17 protein-coding genes are annotated in these 18,836 nt (G+C 66.1%); 14 read left to right on the forward strand and 3 right to left on the reverse strand.

Annotated features, from left to right (window positions below; all coding sequences use genetic code 11):
• Window positions 1-74: 74 nt before the first annotated feature.
• Entirely contained in the window at window positions 75-1,784 is a 1,710-nt protein-coding gene (locus ACWIGM_RS20275; protein ID WP_454027747.1) for an MFS transporter, read from the reverse strand.
• Between ACWIGM_RS20275 and trhA the strand changes: the two genes are divergently transcribed.
• Window positions 1,756-2,679, forward strand: coding sequence for a PAQR family membrane homeostasis protein TrhA (gene trhA, locus ACWIGM_RS20280; protein ID WP_454027748.1), 924 nt, complete (start codon window positions 1,756-1,758; stop codon window positions 2,677-2,679). The two genes, ACWIGM_RS20275 and trhA, sit on opposite strands and share 29 nt — an antisense overlap.
• A 6-nt stretch (window positions 2,680-2,685) precedes the next feature.
• On the opposite strand, the gene ACWIGM_RS20285 is transcribed toward trhA, so the two are convergent.
• Complete coding sequence (locus ACWIGM_RS20285; RefSeq protein WP_454027749.1) at window positions 2,686-3,699, reverse strand: helix-turn-helix transcriptional regulator; 1,014 nt, start codon at window positions 3,697-3,699, stop codon at window positions 2,686-2,688.
• A gap of 245 nt (window positions 3,700-3,944) precedes the next feature.
• On the opposite strand from ACWIGM_RS20285, the gene ACWIGM_RS20290 reads away from it, so the two are divergent.
• The 10 genes from ACWIGM_RS20290 (at window position 3,945) to ACWIGM_RS20335 (ending at window position 14,889) form a co-directional block, all read left to right on the forward strand.
• The gene (locus ACWIGM_RS20290) at window positions 3,945-4,742 is read left to right on the forward strand and encodes a hypothetical protein (protein ID WP_454027750.1); all 798 of its coding nucleotides are present in this window, start codon (window positions 3,945-3,947) and stop codon (window positions 4,740-4,742) included.
• 41 nt (window positions 4,743-4,783) lie between these two features.
• Window positions 4,784-5,617, forward strand: a complete 834-nt coding sequence (locus ACWIGM_RS20295; protein WP_454027751.1) for an acid phosphatase — start codon at window positions 4,784-4,786, stop codon at window positions 5,615-5,617.
• A 48-nt stretch (window positions 5,618-5,665) separates the two neighbouring features.
• The gene (locus ACWIGM_RS20300; RefSeq protein ID WP_454028031.1) at window positions 5,666-6,676 is read left to right on the forward strand and encodes a DUF1254 domain-containing protein; all 1,011 of its coding nucleotides are present in this window, start codon (window positions 5,666-5,668) and stop codon (window positions 6,674-6,676) included.
• 113 nt (window positions 6,677-6,789) lie between these two features.
• Window positions 6,790-8,442 carry an ABC transporter substrate-binding protein gene (locus ACWIGM_RS20305; protein WP_454027752.1) on the forward strand — a complete coding sequence of 551 codons (1,653 nt, stop codon included), beginning with the start codon at window positions 6,790-6,792 and terminating at the stop codon, window positions 8,440-8,442.
• 195 nt (window positions 8,443-8,637) lie between these two features.
• The gene (locus ACWIGM_RS20310) at window positions 8,638-10,233 is read left to right on the forward strand and encodes an ABC transporter substrate-binding protein (RefSeq protein WP_454027753.1); all 1,596 of its coding nucleotides are present in this window, start codon (window positions 8,638-8,640) and stop codon (window positions 10,231-10,233) included.
• A gap of 24 nt (window positions 10,234-10,257) precedes the next feature.
• Window positions 10,258-11,211: an ABC transporter permease gene (locus ACWIGM_RS20315; RefSeq protein ID WP_454027754.1), complete on the forward strand. Its 954-nt coding sequence runs from the start codon at window positions 10,258-10,260 to the stop codon at window positions 11,209-11,211.
• Complete coding sequence (locus ACWIGM_RS20320; protein ID WP_454027755.1) at window positions 11,211-12,110, forward strand: ABC transporter permease; 900 nt, start codon at window positions 11,211-11,213, stop codon at window positions 12,108-12,110. Before ACWIGM_RS20315 ends, ACWIGM_RS20320 begins: the two co-directional genes overlap by 1 nt.
• Window positions 12,111-12,113: 3 nt before the next feature.
• Window positions 12,114-13,154 (forward strand): ABC transporter ATP-binding protein, encoded by a 1,041-nt coding sequence (locus ACWIGM_RS20325; RefSeq protein WP_454027756.1) that lies wholly within the window; start codon window positions 12,114-12,116, stop codon window positions 13,152-13,154.
• Window positions 13,151-14,131 (forward strand): ABC transporter ATP-binding protein, encoded by a 981-nt coding sequence (locus ACWIGM_RS20330; protein ID WP_454027757.1) that lies wholly within the window; start codon window positions 13,151-13,153, stop codon window positions 14,129-14,131. Before ACWIGM_RS20325 ends, ACWIGM_RS20330 begins: the two co-directional genes overlap by 4 nt.
• Before the next feature lie 110 nt (window positions 14,132-14,241).
• Complete coding sequence (locus ACWIGM_RS20335) at window positions 14,242-14,889, forward strand: alpha/beta hydrolase family protein (protein WP_454028032.1); 648 nt, start codon at window positions 14,242-14,244, stop codon at window positions 14,887-14,889.
• Window positions 14,890-14,949: 60 nt separating this feature from the next.
• On the opposite strand, the gene ACWIGM_RS20340 is transcribed toward ACWIGM_RS20335, so the two are convergent.
• Window positions 14,950-15,837 (reverse strand): LysR substrate-binding domain-containing protein, encoded by an 888-nt coding sequence (locus tag ACWIGM_RS20340; protein ID WP_454027758.1) that lies wholly within the window; start codon window positions 15,835-15,837, stop codon window positions 14,950-14,952.
• 108 nt (window positions 15,838-15,945) lie between these two features.
• On the opposite strand from ACWIGM_RS20340, the gene psrA reads away from it, so the two are divergent.
• From psrA to phnC, 3 genes are all read left to right on the forward strand, one after another.
• Window positions 15,946-17,034 carry an iron-containing alcohol dehydrogenase PsrA gene (gene psrA / locus ACWIGM_RS20345; protein ID WP_454027759.1) on the forward strand — a complete coding sequence of 363 codons (1,089 nt, stop codon included), beginning with the start codon at window positions 15,946-15,948 and terminating at the stop codon, window positions 17,032-17,034.
• A gap of 77 nt (window positions 17,035-17,111) precedes the next feature.
• Complete coding sequence (phnD, locus tag ACWIGM_RS20350) at window positions 17,112-17,987, forward strand: phosphonate ABC transporter substrate-binding protein (protein WP_454027760.1); 876 nt, start codon at window positions 17,112-17,114, stop codon at window positions 17,985-17,987.
• A 31-nt stretch (window positions 17,988-18,018) separates the two neighbouring features.
• A complete protein-coding gene (phnC, locus tag ACWIGM_RS20355; RefSeq protein ID WP_454027761.1) occupies window positions 18,019-18,828 on the forward strand; it encodes a phosphonate ABC transporter ATP-binding protein in 810 nt (269 codons plus the stop codon).
• Window positions 18,829-18,836: the final 8 nt, after the last annotated feature.

Below are 18,836 nucleotides of genomic sequence, written 5' to 3' on the forward strand. Positions count from 1 at the left end.
GTCCACGCCGAGCGCACACCAGCCACATAAGGGTTCTCCTTCGCGCGGCGGTTGGGCAGATTCGCCGCCGCTGCTCAGGGCGACGCCTGCGCCTGCCGGGTCGCGCGCAGCACCTCGCGCGGCAGCGCGCCAGTCTGACGCTCGACCATGCGATGCACGACCGGCGGCTCGGGCCCGATATGCAGGCCCCTGACCCGGTCGCCGATTTCGGCGTCAGCCTGGGTGGCGCGCTGGGCCTGGCGGACATATTCGACCCAGGTCGGGCTGTCATAGCGCTCGATCCAGAGCTCGGCATCGGTCAGGTCGCGCAGCAGCGACCAGTGGCGGGCACCGTCGCGGCGGCGGATGCGCCGGCGCTCCTCCATCGCCTTCAGGAACTCGACCACGTCCTCCTGCCGGATCCGCCATTCGATGGTGACGAAGACCGGGCCGCTGCGCGGCTCGATATCGACCGCGATGTCAGGCTTTCGCCAGCGGCTGAGCGGATCGAGATTGAGCGCCTCGAGCGGGGGTAGCCGATACCGCAGCCCGGCGGCCGCGCCGAAGACGAGCGCGACTGCCGCCGCGATGAGGCCACCGGCCGGGCCGGAATGGAGGGTGACCCAGCCCCAGGCCCAGCTGCCCGCAGCCATGCCGCCGAAAGCTGCCATCTGGTAGAGCGCAAGCGCGCGCCCCACCACCCAGCGCGGCGCCGACAGCTGCACCGTCGAATTGAAGGTCGAGAGCGCCAGCACCCAGCAGGCGCCGCCGACGGCCAACGCCGGCATGGTGAGCCACATGGTCGGGCTCAGTCCCACCACCAGGGCCGCGGCCGCATAGGCCAGGAAGGTCAGGCGCACGAGGGTCTCGGTGCTGAAACGACGGCGCAGCCGGGCGCTGACGAAGGCCCCGGCGACCGCGCCGGCGCCGAAGGCTCCCAGCAGGATACCGTATGTCAGCGGGCCGCCGCGCACGAGATCGCGCGCGACCAGCGGCATCAAGGCGAGACCGACGACACCGCCGAAGCCGAAGAGGAAGGCGCGCAGGATGACGGCGCGGATATTGGGCGACATCGCGACATAGCGGAGACCGGCGCTCATCGCGATCAAGAACGTCTCGCGCGGCAGCACGCGCTCGACGCGTGGCGGCCGCCAGCGGGCCAGCACGACGAGCAGGCCGATATAGCTGAAGGCATTGACGACGAAGGCCGCGACCGCACCGAAGGCGGCGACGATGGCGCCGCCGATCGCCGGGCCGACGCTGCGAGCGATGTTGAAGGCGACGCTGTTCAACGTCACTGCCGCCGGCACCTCGGGTCGCGGCACCATGTCGCCGACCGAGGATTGCCAGGCCGGGTTGTTGAGCGCGTTGCCGCAACCGAGCAGGAAGGTGAAGGTCAGGAGCAGCCAGGGCGAGAGCAGCCCATACCAGGCGAAGACCGCCAGCATGGTGGAAACAGCGAGCATGAAGCCCTGTGCCGTCAGCAGGATGCGGCGGCGGTCGTAGTTGTCCGCAATCGCACCGGCGGCAAGCGAGAACAGCATCACCGGCAGCGCGGTCGAGGCCTGGACGAGTGCGACCATGTCCGACGAATCGGAGAGCGAGGTCATCAGCCAGGCAGCGCCGACCATCTGGACGAGGCCGCCGAAGTTCGAGGCAAGGCTTGCGATCCAGACCGCACGGAAGATCGGCTGGCGCAGCGGCGCAAAAGCCGAATAGCGCCCGTCATCAGGCTTCAGGCCCGCGGCGGCAAGGTCGGCTTCGGCGGTCTCGGCCGTGGTCTGCGTGGCGGGCTCGTGCGGCATGTCACAGTTAGAACATGCCGGCGGGCGATGGGAAGCCGCGCTTCGCCATTGTCCGTCATCGACAGCACGGCGCGCCAGCCAGATTGGCAGCCATGATCCGCAGGGAGCACTCAATACGGTCGCTGCCAGGCTTCTTCTTTTGCTATCGTCACATCATCGCAGATGCGCTTTGCTATCGACGCCATTCCGTGACGATTACAGGCGACATGGCGCGAGCGTGAAAGGGCATCAATTGCACCAACCGACACAAGGGCGCTTCCACTTCAATCGCGCCGAGCTTTGGGCGGATGGCCTGATCCATGTGCTCGGAATTGTGCTGGGGGTCGGCGCGGTCGCGTATCTGATCGCGCGCGTCGTCGCAGCAGCCCCGATATCTGGCCTGATTCCGGTCGTGATCTACAGCTCGGCGCTGATGGCCGTCCTCGTCATCTCCGCCGTCTACAATATGTGGCCGGTTTCCCCGAGGAAGTGGCTGATCCGGCGCTTCGACCATTCGGCGATCTACGTCCTGATCGCGGGAACATACACGCCTTTCCTGGCGAGAATGGGCGAGAGCGTCATGGCGCATGTCCTTCTCGCCGTCGTCTGGATCGCATCGGCCGTCGGCGTCCTGCTCAAGGTCGCCTTGCCCGGCCGATATGATCGGCTTTCGATCGCGCTTTATCTTCTGATCGGCTGGAGCGGCGTCTTTGCCTGGGAGAGCATCGCGCAGCTTCCGAGCATCGCCTTGTGGCTGATCGTGACGGGCGGTCTTCTGTACACGCTGGGCGTGGTCTTTCACGTCTGGCAGACCCTTCCATTCCAGAACGCCATCTGGCACGCCTTCGTGCTCGTCGCTTCCGGCTGCTTCTATGGCGCCGTCTTTCAGGCCTATGCGATCACTCCATCGAGCTGACGACGCTCACGACCTTCCACGATAGTCAGGGCGTGACTGCTCGCGAAACCGGCGCGGCGTGACACCCGTCATCCGGCGGAAGGCGCGGCTGAAATGCGCCGGGTCCGTATAGCCCGAGGAAAAGGCGACATCGATGATCCGGCAATCGGTGTCGCGCAGAAGCCGGCTCGCATGCTCGTACCTGACGCTGTCGAGCAGGTCCGAATAGGACAGGCCGATATGGGCGAGCTTGCGTTGGAGCGTCCGCGTGCTGACGCCCGCGATCTCGGCGACGTCGGCCAGCGCCGTCGTTCCCTCGTCGAGGTAAGCCGGCAGCATCAGCTTGAGCAGGTCGACGATGTCGTAGGCGGAAGGGCCGTCCTCCTGGTTGCGTGTCGGCGCAAACGAGACGCTCGAACGGTTGGGAAGGCTGAGCAGCGCGATCGGCAGGCTGATCCAGGCGGCATGCTGGCCCGACAGGAACCGCACATTCGGCCAGAAGGATCGCGTCGCCGGGCTTGGCGCATAAGACGATTCAAAGGCGATCGCCGTGGGCATCCAGCCGGGCCCTGCAAATTGCCGGATGATGTAGACCGAGAAGATATTCTGGATCCATTGCGCGTATTTCAGATGCAGGAGCCCTGTCCCGGCGAGCCTGCTGCAGACCCGAACATGATCTGCGTCATGTTCGATCCACATGCTCAGAATGGTGTCTTCCCGTGACGCCTCGTGGCAGGCGTGCCGGAGCGCGACAAGCAGTGTCGGTGAATGCGCGATCAGGGCCCGTGTCTCCTCCCGCATATGGGAGAAATGCAGGCGCTGGGCGGCGAGAAAGCCGAAATCCTCGATGCCCTGGGTTCTCTGGGCGGTCTCGACGAAGCGCAGCGCCGGCAGGAGCGGCAAATAAAGCTCGCTCTTCTCGGCCAGGGACGATGGCAGTCGGGACCGCTCCAGGAGCGTCTCCGTCGGGGCGCCGATATCGTCGAGGATGCTGACGAAGGGCAGCAGGAACTGCCCGCGCGTCAAGGGGATATCAGCCATCGGACCTCGCCGTGATCACCGCGTTGACGCTTGTTCAGAAGGCCGAATCTCGGGGGATTCGCGACCGGCGTGCCCGAAGAATAGCCGGTCGCGATTGGCGCGAAATGGCAAGACGGGCGGGCTGCCCATGCACGAAATGCTCGCAACGCCATTCGCCGGCCGGTCGGGCCGCGATCGCATGCTGCAACGAGCCGGAGCGCTCGCGCAGGTGCCGATAGGCCGGGCAAGGCAGGGGACGAGCAGCAATGTCAGGCGCAACGGCGCGCTACCTCGCCATCGGCTCGATGGCAGCTTGCCTGTGCGGGCCGGCCTGGGCATCTGATTTCCGGCAGCGCCCCGCGCCGCCGGCACCCGCCCTCGCCTCCGGACCGAGCTTTTCGGTGACCAGCTATGTCTGGGCGACCGCCATCGACGGCAAGAGCGCGACGCTGCCGCCGCTGCCGGCGGCGGATATCAAGCTGCGCTTCCGCGACGTGCTGAAGGAGCTCAACGGCGCGCTGATGGCATCTGCCGAGATGCGCGTCGACCGCTGGAGCGTCCTGGTCGACGGGCAGTTCTCGCAGGTGACGACCGGCGGCAATCTGCCCGGGCCGCTCTTTTCGGCGCTCAAGGTACGCTCGCAGAGCACGACCGTGCAGGGCTCCGCCTTCTATCGCGTCTATGAGGACCCGACCGTTTCGCTCGATGTCGGCGGTGGCCTCCGGTTCTGGAACCTGAACAACAAGCTCGAGGTCCTGCCAGGCCTCGCCAATCTTCGCATCGATCACCGCGATTCCGAGATGTGGGCCGACCCGATCGTCGGCGCCCGCCTTGGTGTGACGCTCGGCGGTCCTTGGAGCCTGACACTCGCAGGAGATGTCGGCGGTTTCGGCGCCGGCTCGCGCCTGACCTGGCAGGGCCTCGGCAGCGTCAACTACGCCTGGAGCGAGCGCCTGACTTTGAAAGCCGGCTACCGGGCGCTTCATGTCGATTATCGCGATGGTGGTTTCTCGTACGACGTGACCCAGCACGGGCCCGCCGTCGCAGCAACGTACCGGTTCTGACGGGAGCCTTCATGAGTTCGGCAATGTTGAAAGAAATGGGAATGGCGATGACTGCGAATGCGCTTCGAACCGCAGGCGTTTCCGCGCTGGCGCTGCTCGCGCTCTGCGGACAGGCCCTGGCGCAGACGGCCGAAGCGCAGCCCAAGGTCACCGACCCGCATTTCAAGATCGCGCCGGGCTATCTGAAGCGGTCCGACCTGCCGGACAGCCTGGCCCTGCTCGGCCCGCCGCCGGAGACGGGTTCTGCTGCGCTGGCCCGGGACGAGGAAGCGCGCAAGGCGACGCTTCCCTTGCGAGACACCGCGCGCTCGAAGCTCGCCTATACCGACGCCGATCTCACCTTTCCGCAAGCGGCCGACAACTTCTCCTGCGCGATGGGCGTCAGGATCGACGGCAAGCGGACGCCGCGCCTCTATGCGATGACGCAGAAGATGCTCTCGGATTTCGGTCTCTCCACCTATGGTGTGAAGAACAAGTACAACCGGGTTCGCCCCTTCGTGGTCCACAACGAAGCGACCTGCCGGGCGGATCAGGAGGCGATTCTGCGGAGCGATGGCTCCTACCCCTCCGGCCACACGGCGGCAGGCTGGGGCTGGGCCCTCATCTTCGCGCAGATCAATCCCGAGCGTGCGGATGCACTGCTCAAGCGTGGCATCGAATTCGGGCAGAGCCGCGTGATCTGCAACGCGCATTGGCAGAGCGACGTCGATGCCGGCCGGATCATGGGCGCGGCGACTGTCGCGCGGCTGCAGACCGACCCGATTTTCCTCGCCGACCTCAAGGTCGCGAAAGCGGAAGTGAAGGCCGCGAAGGCGAAGCGGCCGCTCTCGGCCTCCGAGTGTGCCGCTGAGGCTACCGCGTTGTCTGCGCGGTAACGACGAGAAAATGGATCAAAGACACCAATGGGGTACCGTTCGATGCGAATGATGTCGGTCTACAGCCTGGGTTTCCTGGTTCTCGCGCCATGTGTGGCATCTGCACAAACGGTTCCAGTCAATCTCGGCAACTTCAAGCGGGCCGAGAGCGATTTCTACATGCGCAAGACGGTGGACGCCGGCGCCCTCGGCAAGTTCGCCCATAGCAGGACGCCGACGCCGATCGACAACCAGCCCGTGGTCAGGATGAACCGGGATACGCTCTATTCCCAGGCGCTCTTCGACCTCGACGCCGGTCCGGTGACCATCACCCTTCCCGATGCCGGCAAGCGCTTCGTCTCGATGCAGGTCATCAGCGAAGACCATTACACCCCGATGGTGGTCTACAGGCCGGGCCGCACGACACTCACCCGGGACAAGATCGGCACCCGCTATGTGTTCGTTGCGGTCCGCATCCTCGTCGATCCCAACGACAGCAAGGACCTCGCGCAGGTTCACGCCCTGCAGGATGCGCTGAAGGTGGAGCAGAAGTCGGCCGGCAGGTTCGAGGCTCCGAACTGGGACCTGGCTCAGCAGAAGAAGATCCGTGATGCGCTCGAAGCGCTCTCCGCCGCATCATCGGGCAGCTTCACCAACGCGTTCGGCCCAAAGGGAAAGGTCGATCCGGTGATGCACTTGCTCGGCACGGCCGCCGGCTGGGGCGGCAACCCTGACAAGGACGCGTCCTATCCCTCATTCACCCCGGCCAGGAACGACGGCAAGACGGTCTACAAGCTCAAGCTCAAGGAGGTCCCCGTCGACGCGTTCTGGTCGATCAGCGTCTATAACGACAAGGGCTTCTTCCAGAAGAACGATTACGACGCCTATTCGGTCAACAGCATCACCGGCAAGACAAGCGCTGATGGCGCGATCGACATCCAGTTCGGCGGCTGCGACGGCAAGATCGCGAACTGCCTGCCGATCACGCCGGGATGGAATTACACATTCCGACTTTACCGTCCTCGCGCCGTATTCCTGAACGGCATGTGGAAGATGCCGGAAGCACAGCCTGCCTCTTAGACCCGCGCCCCGAGGCTTCGCTTGTAGCGGCCGATCGAATCCAGTGGCATGACCGTTGCTAGCTCCACCTCGATCCGTGCGAACCAACGCCGGGCCTCGAGGGGAGCACCATCATGTCATCCAAATCCATCACGCGCGCCGTCATGCTGGCGTTCGGCTTCTCCACCGCGCTCGCGGGCGCCGCTCTGGGCCAGGAGAAGGTGCTGCGCATCGGCATGACCGCCGCCGATATCCCGCGCACCCATGGCCAGCCCGACCAGGGCTTCGAGGGCAATCGCTTCACCGGAATCCCGATGTATGACGGGCTGACCAACTGGGATCTGTCCTCTGCCGACAAGGCCAGCGTCGTCATTCCCGGCCTCGCCACGGAATGGGCGGTCGATGCCAGCGACAAGACGAAATGGGTGTTCAAGCTCCGGCCCGATGTAAAGTTCCAGGACGGTTCGGCCTTCGATGCCGCCGCAGTGGTCTGGAATGTCGAGAAAGTGCTCAACAAAGAGGCGGCTCACTTTGCTGCCGACCAAGTAGGCGTCACCGTCTCGCGCATGCCGACCTTGAAGTCGGCCAAGGCGCTCGATCCGCTCACCGTCGAGCTGACCACCTCCGAGCCGGACGCCTTCCTGCCGATCAATCTGACCAATCTCTACATGGCCTCGCCCGCGCACTGGGCCGCCAAGCTCGCCGCCGTGCCGGCCTCGGTGACCGATGCCGCCGAGCGCTCCAAGCAGGCCTGGGCCGCCTTCTCGGCCGACCCATCCGGCACCGGGCCGTTCAAGGGCGTGCGGCTGGTGCCGCGCGAGCGCTTCGAGATGGTCGCCAACAAGGCCTATTGGGATCCCAAGCGCATGCCGAAGGTCGACCGGGTCGTGCTGCTGCCGCTGCCGGAAGCGAACGCGCGCACCGCCGCCCTGCTCTCGGGCCAGGTCGACTGGATCGAGGCGCCGGCGCCGGACGCGGTGCCGCAGATCAAGCAGCGCGGCTTCTCGCTCTATACCAATGCCCAGCCGCATGTCTGGCCCTGGCAGCTCTCCTTCGCCGAGGGCTCGGTCTGGCTCGACAAGAAGGTGCGCCACGCCGCCAATCTCTGCGTCAACCGCGAGGAGTTGAAGACGCTGCTCGGCGGGCTGATGGAGGTGCCGAAAGGCACCGTGCCGCCCGGCCACCCCTGGTGGGGCAATCCGAAATTCGAGATCAAATACGATCTCGACGCCGCCAAGAAGCTGATGACCGAGGCCGGCTTCTCGGCTTCCAAGCCGGCGAAGGTCAAGGTGCTGACCTCGGCCTCGGGCTCGGGCCAGATGCAGCCGCTGCCGATGAACGAGTTCATGCAGCAGGCACTGAAGGACTGCTATTTCGACGTCGCGCTCGAGGTCGGCGAGTGGAACGCCGTCTTCACCAACTGGCGCGAGGGCGCCAAGCACGCCAATGCCCGCGGCGCCAACGCCACCAACGTCACCTATGCGGCGATGGACCCGTTCTTCGCCATGGTCCGCTTCGTCTCGACCAAGACCTTCCCGCCGGTCTCCAACAACTGGGGCTATTTCGGCAATGACGAGTTCGACAAGCTGATCGCCGACGCCCGTACCTCCTTCGACGGTACGGCGCGCGACGCGGCTCTCGCCAAGCTCCACGCCCGCATCGTCGAGGAGGCGCCCTTCGTCTGGGTGGCGCACGATGTCGGCCCGCGCGCGATGAGCGCCAAGGTCAAGGGCGTGGTCCAGCCCAAGAGCTGGTTCATCGACCTCGCGCCAATGTCGATGGAGTGACGGGGCGATAGGCCTGACCGCTCTCCGTCATGGTCGGGCTCGTCCCGACCATCCACGTCTTCGTTCGACGAGTGCGGTGTCCAAGACGTGGATGCTCGCCAAAAGGGCGAGCATGACGGCGAGGTTCCACCGCTTCTGCGCATGGCACGGCCCTTGCTGAGCCGGTTCAGAACCCTTCCAGATCAAAGGTGCCCGATGCTCCGCTCAGCCCTGGCCCTCTCGCTCGCCGCCGGCGCGCTCCTTGCCCAGCCAGCCCTGGCGCAAGGCACGCTGCGCATCGGCATGACCGCTTCGGACATTCCGCTGACCACCGGCCAGACCGACCAGGGCGGCGAAGGCATGCGCTTCATGGGCTATACGGTCTATGACGCGCTGATCAACTGGGACCTCTCCAGCGCTGACAAGCCCTCCGACCTCAAGCCCGGCCTCGCCACCGCCTGGGCGGTCGATGCGAGCGACAAGACCAAATGGAGCTTCACCCTGCGCGAGGGCGTGAAGTTCCATGACGGTTCCGAATTCACCGCCGAGGCGGTGGTCTGGAACCTCGACAAGCTGCTCAAGAACGACAGCCCACAATTCGACCAGCGCCAGGCGGCGCAGGGCCGCTCGCGCATCCCGGCAGTCGCTGCCTACAAGGTGATCGACAAGTACAAGGTCGAGATCACCACCAAGTCGCCCGATGCGACGCTGCCCTACCAGCTCGCCTGGGTGATGATGTCCTCGCCGGCGCAGTGGGAGAAGCTCGGCAAGAGCTGGGAAGCCTTCGCCAGGACGCCGTCCGGCACCGGCCCCTGGCAGCTCACTGCCTTCCAGCCGCGCGAGCGGGCTGAGCTCTCACCGTTCAAGGACTACTGGGACAAGGCGCGGGTGCCCAAGCTCGACAAGCTCGTGCTGCTGCCGCTGCCGGAGCCGAATGCACGCGCCGCCGCGCTGCGCTCCGGCCAAGTCGACTGGATCGAGGCACCGGCGTCCGATCTCGTCGAGTCGCTGAAAGGTGCCGGCTACAAGATCGTCACCAATGCCTATCCGCACAACTGGACCTGGCATCTCTCGCGCGTCGAGGGCTCGCCCTGGAACGACATCCGCGTGCGCAAGGCAGCCAATCTCGCCATCGACCGCGACGGGCTGAAGGAGTTGCTCGGCGGCATGATGATCCCGGCCGAGGGCTTCTATCCGCCCGGCCATCAATGGTTCGGCAAGCCGAGCTTCAAGCTGAAATACGATCCCGCGGCGGCGAAGAAGCTGCTCGCCGAGGCCGGCTACTCCACGGCCAAGCCGCTCCAGACCCGGATCCTGATCTCGCCCTCCGGCTCGGGCCAGATGCAGCCGCTGCCAATGAACGAGTTCGTCCAGCAGAACCTCGCCGAAATCGGCATCAAGGTCGATTTCGAAGTGGTCGAGTGGAACACGCTGATCAACATCTGGCGCGCCGGCGCGAACCATGAGTCGTCGCGCAAGGCGACGGGGATGAACTACACCTATTTTATCCAGGACCCGTTCACCGGCTTCATCCGCCATCTGCAATGCGATCTGAAGCCGCCGGCGGGCACCAATTGGGGCATCTATTGCGACCCAGAGATGGACAAGCTCTTCGACCAGATCCGCACCACCTTCGATCCGGCCGAGCAGACCAAGATCCTGCAGAAGACGCATGAGAAATACGTCGACGACGCGCTCTTCCTGATGGTGACCCACGACGTCAACCCGCGCGCCCTGTCGGCCAAGGTCAAGGGCTTCGTCCAGGCGCAGAACTGGTTCCAGGATTTTTCGCCGATCTCAATGGACAAGTGAGCGGCGAATGACGCGGGGCCGGCCATGCTGACCTATCTCGCCAAGCGCATCCTCTATGTGCTGCCGGTGGCGCTCGGCGTCAGCCTGTTCTGCTTCCTGCTCGTCCATATCGCGCCCGGCGACCCGCTGACGTCGGTGCTGCCGCCGGACGCCTCGCAGCAGATGCAGGAGGAGATCCGGAAGCTCTACGGCTTCGACCGGCCGCTGCCGGTGCAGTTCGGCCTCTGGCTCTGGAAGGCGCTGCAGGGCGATCTCGGCACCTCGATCGCGACCGGCCGCCCGGTCGCCGCCGAAGTCTGGCGCGCGGTCGGCAACACCTTGATGATCGCCTGCCTCGCCACCGTGATCGGCTTCGTCCTCGGCTGCTTCTTCGGCTTCGTCGCCGGCTATTTCCGCGGCTCCCTCCTCGACAAGTTCGCCTCCCTGCTCGCCGTGCTCGGCGTCAGCGTCCCGCATTACTGGCTCGGCATGGTGCTGGTGATCGTGTTCTCGGTGCAGCTCGGCTGGCTGCCGCCCGGCGGCGCCGGCCCCGGCGGCTCGGCCGCCTGGAAATGGGACTGGGAGCATGTCAGCCACATGATCCTGCCCGCGGTCACCATGTCGGTGATCCCGATGGGCATCATCTCGCGGACCGTTCGCGCCCTCGTCGCCGACATCCTGAACCAGGAATTCGTGCCGGCGCTGCGCGCCAAGGGGCTGATGGATTTCGGCGTCTTCCGTCATGTCGTGAAGAACGCTGCGCCGACCGCGCTCGCGGTAATGGGCCTCCAGCTCGGCTACTTGCTAGGGGGATCGATCCTGATCGAGACGGTGTTCTCCTGGCCGGGCACTGGCTTCCTGCTCGGCAACGCCATCTTCCAGCGCGACCTGCCGCTGCTGCAGGGCACGATCCTCGTCCTCGCCATGTTCTTCGTCGGCCTCAACGTCCTCGTCGACATCGTCCAGGGCCTGCTCGACCCGCGCGTGAGGAGACGCTGATGAGTGCAGTGACCTCCCCGGCCGCAGTGCCGACAGCGACATTGCCCCAGCCAGCGCGCTCTTCCGGCTACTGGTCCGGCGTCTTCAGGCGCTTCCGCAGGGACAAGGTCGCTGTCGGCGCCGGCATCGTCGTGCTGCTGATCATCCTGATGGCGGTCTTCGCCGACTATATCGCCCCGGCCGACCCGACCCGCTCCTCGATGCTGCGGCGCCTGCGCCCGATCGGCACGCCGGGCTATCCGCTCGGCGCCGACGAGCTCGGCCGTGACATGCTCTCGCGCCTGATCCACGGCGCCCGGCTGTCGCTGTTCATGGGCGTGGTGCCGGTCTTCATCGCCTTCGGCTTCGGCTCGCTGATCGGGGTCGCCGCCGGCTTCTTCGGTGGCAAGTTCAACACCATCGCGATGCGCACGGTCGACATCTTCTACGCCTTCCCCTCTGTGCTGCTGGCGATCGCGCTGTCGGGAGCATTGGGGGCCGGTATCTTCAACTCGCTGCTCTCGCTCACCATCGTCTTCATCCCGCCGATCGCCCGCATCGCCGAGAGCGTGACGACGCAGGTCCGGGCGATGGACTATGTCGAGGCGGCGCGCGCCTCCGGCGCCGGCTCCGGCACGATCATCCGCGTCCATGTCCTCGGCAACGTGCTCGGGCCGATCTTCGTCTATGCCACCAGCCTGATCTCGGTCTCGATGATCCTGGCCTCGGGCCTCTCCTTCCTCGGGCTCGGCACCAAGCCGCCGACGCCGGAATGGGGCCTGATGCTGAACACGCTGCGCACTGCGATCTATGTCCAACCCTGGGTCGCCGCGCTGCCGGGCGTCGCGATCTTCATCACCTCGATCTCCTTCAACCTGCTGTCGGACGGGCTGCGCTCGGCCATGGACGTGAAAGGCTGACCCATGTCGCTCTCGCTCCATGCCGAAGACGGACTCGACCGCGGCGGCGCCGGTACCCCGCTGTTCGAGGCGCGGACGCTGACCAAGCATTTCCCACTCGGGCGCGGCGCGATGGTGCGCGCCGTCGACGGCGTCGACTTCACGGTGATGAAGGGCGAGACGCTCGGCGTTGTCGGCGAATCCGGCTGCGGCAAGTCGACGACGGCACGCGTGGTCATGCAGCTGATCCCGCAGGACGAGGGCGAAATGCTGTTCGACGGTGAGGCCGTGGGCAGCACCGCACTGTCGCTCAAGGACTATCGCCGCCAGGCGCAGATGGTCTTCCAGGATTCGTTCGCCTCGCTCAATCCGCGGCTGACCATCGAGGATTCGATTGCCTTCGGGCCGACCGTGCACGGCGTCCCGAAATCCGGCGCGATCCTGCGGGCCCGCGACCTGCTCGCCCGCGTCGGGCTCGATCCCGCCCGCTTCGCGGCGCGCTATCCGCACGAGCTCTCCGGCGGCCAGCGCCAGCGTGTCAACATCGCCCGCGCGCTGGCGCTCGGGCCGCGCCTCGTCATCCTCGACGAAGCCGTCTCGGCGCTCGACAAATCGGTCGAGGCGCAGGTGCTCAACCTGCTGATGGATCTGCGCGAGGAGTTCGGGCTGACCTACATCTTCATCAGCCACGACCTCAACGTCGTCCGCTTCATCAGCGACCGCGTCATGGTGATGTATCTCGGCGAGGTCGTGGAGATCGGCCCGGTCGAGGAGCTCTACGACGATCCGCGCCATCCCTATACGCGGGCGCTGCTCTCGGCGATGCCCTCGATGGACCCGGACAACCGGACGATGGAGGCGCCTCTCGCCGGCGATCCGCCGAACCCGATCAACCCGCCCGAAGGCTGCCGCTTCCACCCGCGCTGTCCGCAGGCACAGACGGTCTGTTCCAAGGCCAAGCCGGCGCTGACCCCGGTCGGCGGCGGCGCGCGGCTTGCCGCCTGCCACATGGAGATCCCCGGCTCCGGCCACAGCCGCGCTCCCGCGCTGGAGGACGCCGCATGAGTCCCCCGCTCGTCGCGATGGAGAACGTCACCGTGCGCTTCAAGGGCGCGCAGACGGTCCATGCCGTCAACGGCGTCTCGCTGACGCTTGAGCCCGGCAAAGTGCTCGGCATCCTCGGCGAATCCGGCTCTGGCAAGAGCGTGACGCTGAAGACGTTGCTGCGCCTGCTGCCGGACAGCCGGACCGAGATCGGCGGCAAGGTCATGGTCGACGGCAAGGACGTGCTGGCGCTTAGCCCGCAGGAACTCTCCGACTATCGCGGCGCCGTCACCTCGATGATCTTCCAGGACCCCGCGCTGGCGCTCGACCCGGTCTACACCGTCGGCGAGCAGATCGCCGAGGCGATCATGCGCCATGAGAGGCTCTCGGCGAAGCAGGCGATGGCGCGCGCGCTCGAACTGCTTGAGCTGGTGCGCATCCCGTCGCCCGAGCGACGCCTGAAAGCCTATCCGCACGAGATGTCCGGCGGCATGCGCCAGCGCGCCATGATCGCGCTCGCGCTCGCCGCCCGACCGAAGCTCCTGCTCGCGGACGAGCCGACGACAGCGCTCGATGCCACCGTGCAGATCCAGATCCTCTTGCTGTTGCGCCAGCTCCAGCGCGATCTCGGCATGGGCGTGATCTTCGTCACACACGATATCGGTGTCGCGGTTGAGGTCTCCGACCGGCTCGCCGTGATGTATGCCGGCCAGATCGTCGAAACCGGCACGGTACGCGAGCTGCTCAGGGATCCGCGCCATCCCTATACGCGCGGCCTCCTCGCGGCGAACCTGCACGGAGCGAAGAAGGGCGAAAGGCTGGAGGCCATTCCCGGCGCGCCGCCGCCGTTGAACGAGGCGCCTTCCTCCTGCTCCTTCGCGCCGCGCTGCAAGCAGGCGGAGGATGCCTGCCGGACGGCGCTGCCGCCGGCAGTGACGCTCGGCGAAGGCCGGCTCGTGCGCTGCGCCCGGGTGGAGGCCGCACTCGCTCCGGCCTGACGATCGCTCCCGCCGCAATTGCGCGCGCCTTCGCGACAGGATGGCGCATGCGTGCAAGCGCGATAAGCTTCCTGGATATGCAGAGAGGCTTGGCAGCACAGGACGGCGTGATGTTTCTTTTCGACGGTCCCGACGAAGCCGGAGTGACCATCCTGCTGGCTCACGGAGCCGGGGCTCCGATGGACTCGCCATCTATGACGGCGGCCGCCAAGGCTCTGGCTGGAGCGGGCTTTCGCGTCGGGCGGTTCGAGTTCGACTATATGGCGGGCAGGCGAACGAACGGGCATCGCGCGCCGCCGCCGCGCGCCGAAAAGCTGAATCCGCAATACCTCGCCGCAATCGACGCGCTCGGTGCAAAGGGGCCCCTCATCATCGGCGGCAAGTCGATGGGCGGCCGCGTGGCGAGCATGGTCGCCGACGAACTCTTCGAGGCGGGGCGGATCCAGGGACTTCTATGCCTCGGCTACCCCTTTCATCCACCCGGCAAGCCGGAGCAGCTGAGAACGGCTCACCTAGCTGGTCTGAAGACACCGACGCTCATTGCGCAGGGGACACGGGACGAATTCGGCACCCGGGACGAGGTCTCGACCTACACGCTGTCTCCGCAGATCGAACTCCTATGGCTCGAGGATGGCGATCACGACCTGAAGCCACGAAGGAGCATCTCCGGATTCTCGTCGGCCGACCATCTCAGGACGACGGCCGAGACGGTCTCGGCATGGGCCGAGCGCGTGGTGCGCCCGGCTGGCGGGTCCTGACTCCGGCGCCCTCAGAGCAAACCCATGAACTGAACATTGGTCGCTGGTTTTGCGGCGAGATCAAAACTCGCCAGCATCGAAAGCGCCGCGCGTGCGATGCACGACATCGAGGAAGGCCTTGATGATGCGGCTGGTCTGCCGCTGCTTCAGCACGACCACATGCGCGTAGGTATAGACCTCCGCCCCCTCGATCGGGATCAGGCTCAGGGTCTTGTCCGGAACGAACTCGGCCTCCGAGACATAGCTGATGCCGAGCCCGCGGATCACGGCTTCGCGGACGGCCTCGCGGCTGCCGATTTCCATCACGAGATGCGGTTTGGTTCCGGTCCTGGCCAATGCCGCCTCGAAGGCCCGCCGCGTCGTCGATCCGCGTTCGCGCACGATCATCGGCTCGCCCTCCAGCTCCGCCAGCCGGACGCTGCGGCGCCCGGCCAGGCGATGGTCGTGGCGCACGAAGACCGCCACGGGATGGCGGCGATAGGGGATGGTCAGGAGCCGGTCATCCTCGTCAATATAGGCGAGGACCGCAACGTCGCAGCGATAGCTCGCGAGATCGTCGAGCACCTCGGTCGAGTTGCCGATCTTCACCGCGAGCTCGATGCCCGGATAGGCCTGGTTGAAGGCCGCGAGCATCTCCGTGACATGGAAGGGCCCGACCGCGCCGATCGAGAGCCGGCCTGTCCTGAGCTCGCGTGACTCCGTCAGGAAGGCGAGCGCCTCGGCCTCCTCGGCGAAGAGCCGGGTGGTGATGGCGAGCAGCTCGCGCCCCGTATCGCTCAGTTCGCGCCGCCTCCCCCGCTTGACGAAGAGCTCGACGCCGAACTCCTCCTCCAGTGCGCCGACCTGCGCCGTCAGCGTCGGCTGGCTGATGTTGAACGCTTCGGCCGCGGCGTTGAAACCGCCGGCATTGGCGACATTGTGGAAGGATCTGAGCTGGGTATAACGCATAGATAATTGCTATCCATTCGGATCAAAAAATCAATTTGTTATGAGGTCAGAGGTCTGTGAGCATCCTCGCAATGAAGCCGGCAAGGCGCATTGCGAGGGATGGACCGCATGAACTGGGCTTACTGGAATCCCGTGAAGATCCGGTTCGGCAACGGGCTGCTCGACGAGGTCGCGAGTCTGATCGGCAAGCGGCGCTGGGCGCTCGTCACCTATGACCAACCGCTCTTCCGCGAGTTTTCCGCCCGGCTGACGGCGGTCGCCGGCGCGCCGGTCGTCTCGATCACCAACATTGAGACCAATCCCGATTGCGCCGATCTCGCCGAGTCCTGCCGCCAGTTCGGTGCGGCCGAGCCGGCCGAGGTCATCGTCGCGCTCGGCGGCGGCTCGATGATCGATGCGGCAAAGGTACTGGCGGCCAGCGATGGCGATTTCGAGACCGTGCGCCGCCACCTGACCGAGAAGACGCCGCTCGACGAGGCGGCGATCATCCCGATCATCGCCGTGCCGACCACGGCCGGCACCGGCTCCGAAGTCACCTCCTGGGCGACGGTCTGGGACTCGGCCAATGGCAGCAAGTACTCGCTCGCCCATCCCCGACTCTACCCTGAGACCGCAGTGCTCGACCCTGCCCTCACCGTCGGCGCGCCGCGCGGTCTGACGCTGGCGACCGGGCTCGATGCCCTCTCCCATGCGCTGGAGAGCATCTGGAACGTCAACGGCAATCCGGTCTCGGCGAACTATGCCGTCGAAGCGGCCAAGGAGATCATCGAGACGCTGCCGCGCCTGCTGGAGCGCCTCGACGATGTCGAGCTCAGGACCCGGCAGATGCGCGCCAGCCTGCTGGCGGGCCTCGCCTTCTCCAACACCAAGACGGCGCTCGCCCACAACATCTCCTACGACATCACCCTGAAGAGCGGCACGATCCATGGCATCGCCTGCTCCTTCTCGCTGCCGACGGTGATGCGCTGGGCGATGGGCGCGCAGCCGCAATGTGATGCGGCGCTGCGCCGGGTCTTCGGCCCCGACCTCGAAGCCGGTGCCGAGCGGCTCGGCGCCTTCCTCAGGGATCTCGGTGTCGCGACCGATCCTTCCGCCTATGGCGTCTCGGCCGGCGAATGGAACCGCCTCGTCGGCAAGGCGCTCGAAGGTGAGCGCGGCCGCAACTTCATCGGCAGACAGGCGGCCATGGCCGCCTGAGATCAAGACGGGCAACGACGCCCGCAACGGTTCACACGGCAGATCAAAAGATCGCCGGATCATCTTGGGAGGATGACATGACCACCACACGTCGCGCGATACTCAAAGGCTCACTGGCCGCTGGAACGCTGCTGGCAGCGCCGGCCCTGGTCCGAGCCCAGACCAAGCTGGTCCGCGTCGGGCTGATCCCGTCCGAGGATTCCAGGGCGATGCTGGAATCGAGCGCCCAGCTCCTCGCCGCGCTCCAGAAGAACCTCGGCATCCAAGTTCAGGGCTTCGTCGCCTCGGACTATAACGGCGTGATCGAGGCGATGCGCTCGAACCATGTCGACGTCGCCTATCTCGGCCCGTTCTCCTATGTGCTCGGCACCACGGTCGCGGCGATCGAGGCCTTCGCCACAGCCGAGACGGCCAAGTCGAGCCGCAGCTACTATCGCAGCCAGATCATCGCGCGGAAGGACAGCGGCATCGGCGACTGGAAGGACCTGAAGGGCCGCACCTTCGCCTTCGTCGACCCCTCCTCGACCTCAGGTCACCTCTTCCCGAAGGCCGGGCTGATGAAGCTCGGCTTCGACCCGGAGAAGGATTTCGGCCGCGTCCTCTTCACCGGCTCGCACGACGCCAATGCGCTCGCGGTCGCCAACAAGCGTGTCGACGCCGCGACGATCGCCGATCGCATCCTCGATGCTGCCGTGCAGAAGAAGCTGGTCGATCGCGCCGACATCCACGTCGTCTGGGAGTCGGACCCGATCCCGGAATCGCCGACCTGCTGGCGCAAGAACCTGCCGGATGATCTGAAGGCGAACATCAAATCGGCCTTCCTGAACATCCGCGACATCACCTGGGCCGACCAGGGCAAGCTCAACCGCTTCGTCGAGACCAACGACCAAGCCTACGACATCATTCGCGAGACCGCGAAGGTGCTGAAGCTCGATCTCACCAAGATGAAGTAGTCGCGCAAACGCGACCGGCGGAGGAAGCGGCATGATCAAGATCGAAGGGCTGAAGAAGTCCTATGCGGGCCGCCCGGTCCTGCAAGGCATCGACCTCAGCGTCAAAGCCGGCGAGTTCCTCGTCGTGCTCGGCCCCAGCGGCGCCGGCAAGTCGACGCTGCTGCGCTGCATCAACGGGCTCGCCCAGCCCGATGCGGGGCGGACTGTCATCGACGGCAAGGTGCTCGACCTGAAGCGCGGGGCCGCCGGCAAGCGGCCGGTGGCGATGATCTTCCAGCACCACAACCTGGTGAAGCGCCTGTCGGTGCTGAAGAACGTGCTGGTCGGCCGGATGGCCGGGCTCTCGTCCTTCCTCTCGATGCTACAGCTCTTCCCAAGAGAGGATGTCGCGATCGCGATGGACTGCCTGGCACGGGTCGAGCTCGCCCAGAAGGCGAATTCGCGCGGCGACCAGCTCTCCGGCGGCGAGCAGCAGCGCGTCGGCATCGCTCGCGCGCTGGCGCAGCAGCCGGCCGTGATCCTCTGCGACGAGCCGGTGGCGAGCCTGGATCCCAAGACCTCGCGCATCGTGCTCGGCTATCTCAAGGCGATCTGCAAGGAGGAAGGGATCGCGGTGATCTGCAATCTCCACCAGGTCGACTACGCCGTTGAGTTCGGCGAGCGCATCGTGGGCCTGAGCGGCGGGCGAGTGATCTTCGACGACACGCCCGATCAGCTCACCTCCGAGATCGTCCACCAGATCTATCCCGGCCTCGAAGATCCCGGCATCAGCCGCGTCCTCAAGCCTCGTCCGGCCAGCCAGCCCGCGCTGGCGCCGATGATCGCCACCGCAACCGCCTGACGGGGAGC

It is taken from the genome of Allobosea sp. NPDC055332 (assembly GCF_053645455.1).

Coding starts and splice junctions, on each gene's coding strand:
- ACWIGM_RS20310 (WP_454027753.1), top strand. CDS start 8,638: ATGCTCCGCTCAGCCCTGGCCCTCTCGCTCGCCGCCGGCGCGCTCCTT.
- ACWIGM_RS20340 (WP_454027758.1), bottom strand. CDS start 15,837: ATGCGTTATACCCAGCTCAGATCCTTCCACAATGTCGCCAATGCCGGC.
- phnD (WP_454027760.1), top strand. CDS start 17,112: ATGACCACCACACGTCGCGCGATACTCAAAGGCTCACTGGCCGCTGGA.
- ACWIGM_RS20315 (WP_454027754.1), top strand. CDS start 10,258: ATGCTGACCTATCTCGCCAAGCGCATCCTCTATGTGCTGCCGGTGGCG.
- ACWIGM_RS20295 (WP_454027751.1), top strand. CDS start 4,784: ATGGCGATGACTGCGAATGCGCTTCGAACCGCAGGCGTTTCCGCGCTG.
- ACWIGM_RS20275 (WP_454027747.1), bottom strand. CDS start 1,784: ATGCCGCACGAGCCCGCCACGCAGACCACGGCCGAGACCGCCGAAGCC.
- ACWIGM_RS20325 (WP_454027756.1), top strand. CDS start 12,114: ATGTCGCTCTCGCTCCATGCCGAAGACGGACTCGACCGCGGCGGCGCC.
- ACWIGM_RS20320 (WP_454027755.1), top strand. CDS start 11,211: ATGAGTGCAGTGACCTCCCCGGCCGCAGTGCCGACAGCGACATTGCCC.
- ACWIGM_RS20285 (WP_454027749.1), bottom strand. CDS start 3,699: ATGGCTGATATCCCCTTGACGCGCGGGCAGTTCCTGCTGCCCTTCGTC.
- ACWIGM_RS20305 (WP_454027752.1), top strand. CDS start 6,790: ATGTCATCCAAATCCATCACGCGCGCCGTCATGCTGGCGTTCGGCTTC.
- ACWIGM_RS20300 (WP_454028031.1), top strand. CDS start 5,666: ATGATGTCGGTCTACAGCCTGGGTTTCCTGGTTCTCGCGCCATGTGTG.
- ACWIGM_RS20330 (WP_454027757.1), top strand. CDS start 13,151: ATGAGTCCCCCGCTCGTCGCGATGGAGAACGTCACCGTGCGCTTCAAG.
- ACWIGM_RS20335 (WP_454028032.1), top strand. CDS start 14,242: ATGTTTCTTTTCGACGGTCCCGACGAAGCCGGAGTGACCATCCTGCTG.
- ACWIGM_RS20290 (WP_454027750.1), top strand. CDS start 3,945: ATGTCAGGCGCAACGGCGCGCTACCTCGCCATCGGCTCGATGGCAGCT.
- phnC (WP_454027761.1), top strand. CDS start 18,019: ATGATCAAGATCGAAGGGCTGAAGAAGTCCTATGCGGGCCGCCCGGTC.
- psrA (WP_454027759.1), top strand. CDS start 15,946: ATGAACTGGGCTTACTGGAATCCCGTGAAGATCCGGTTCGGCAACGGG.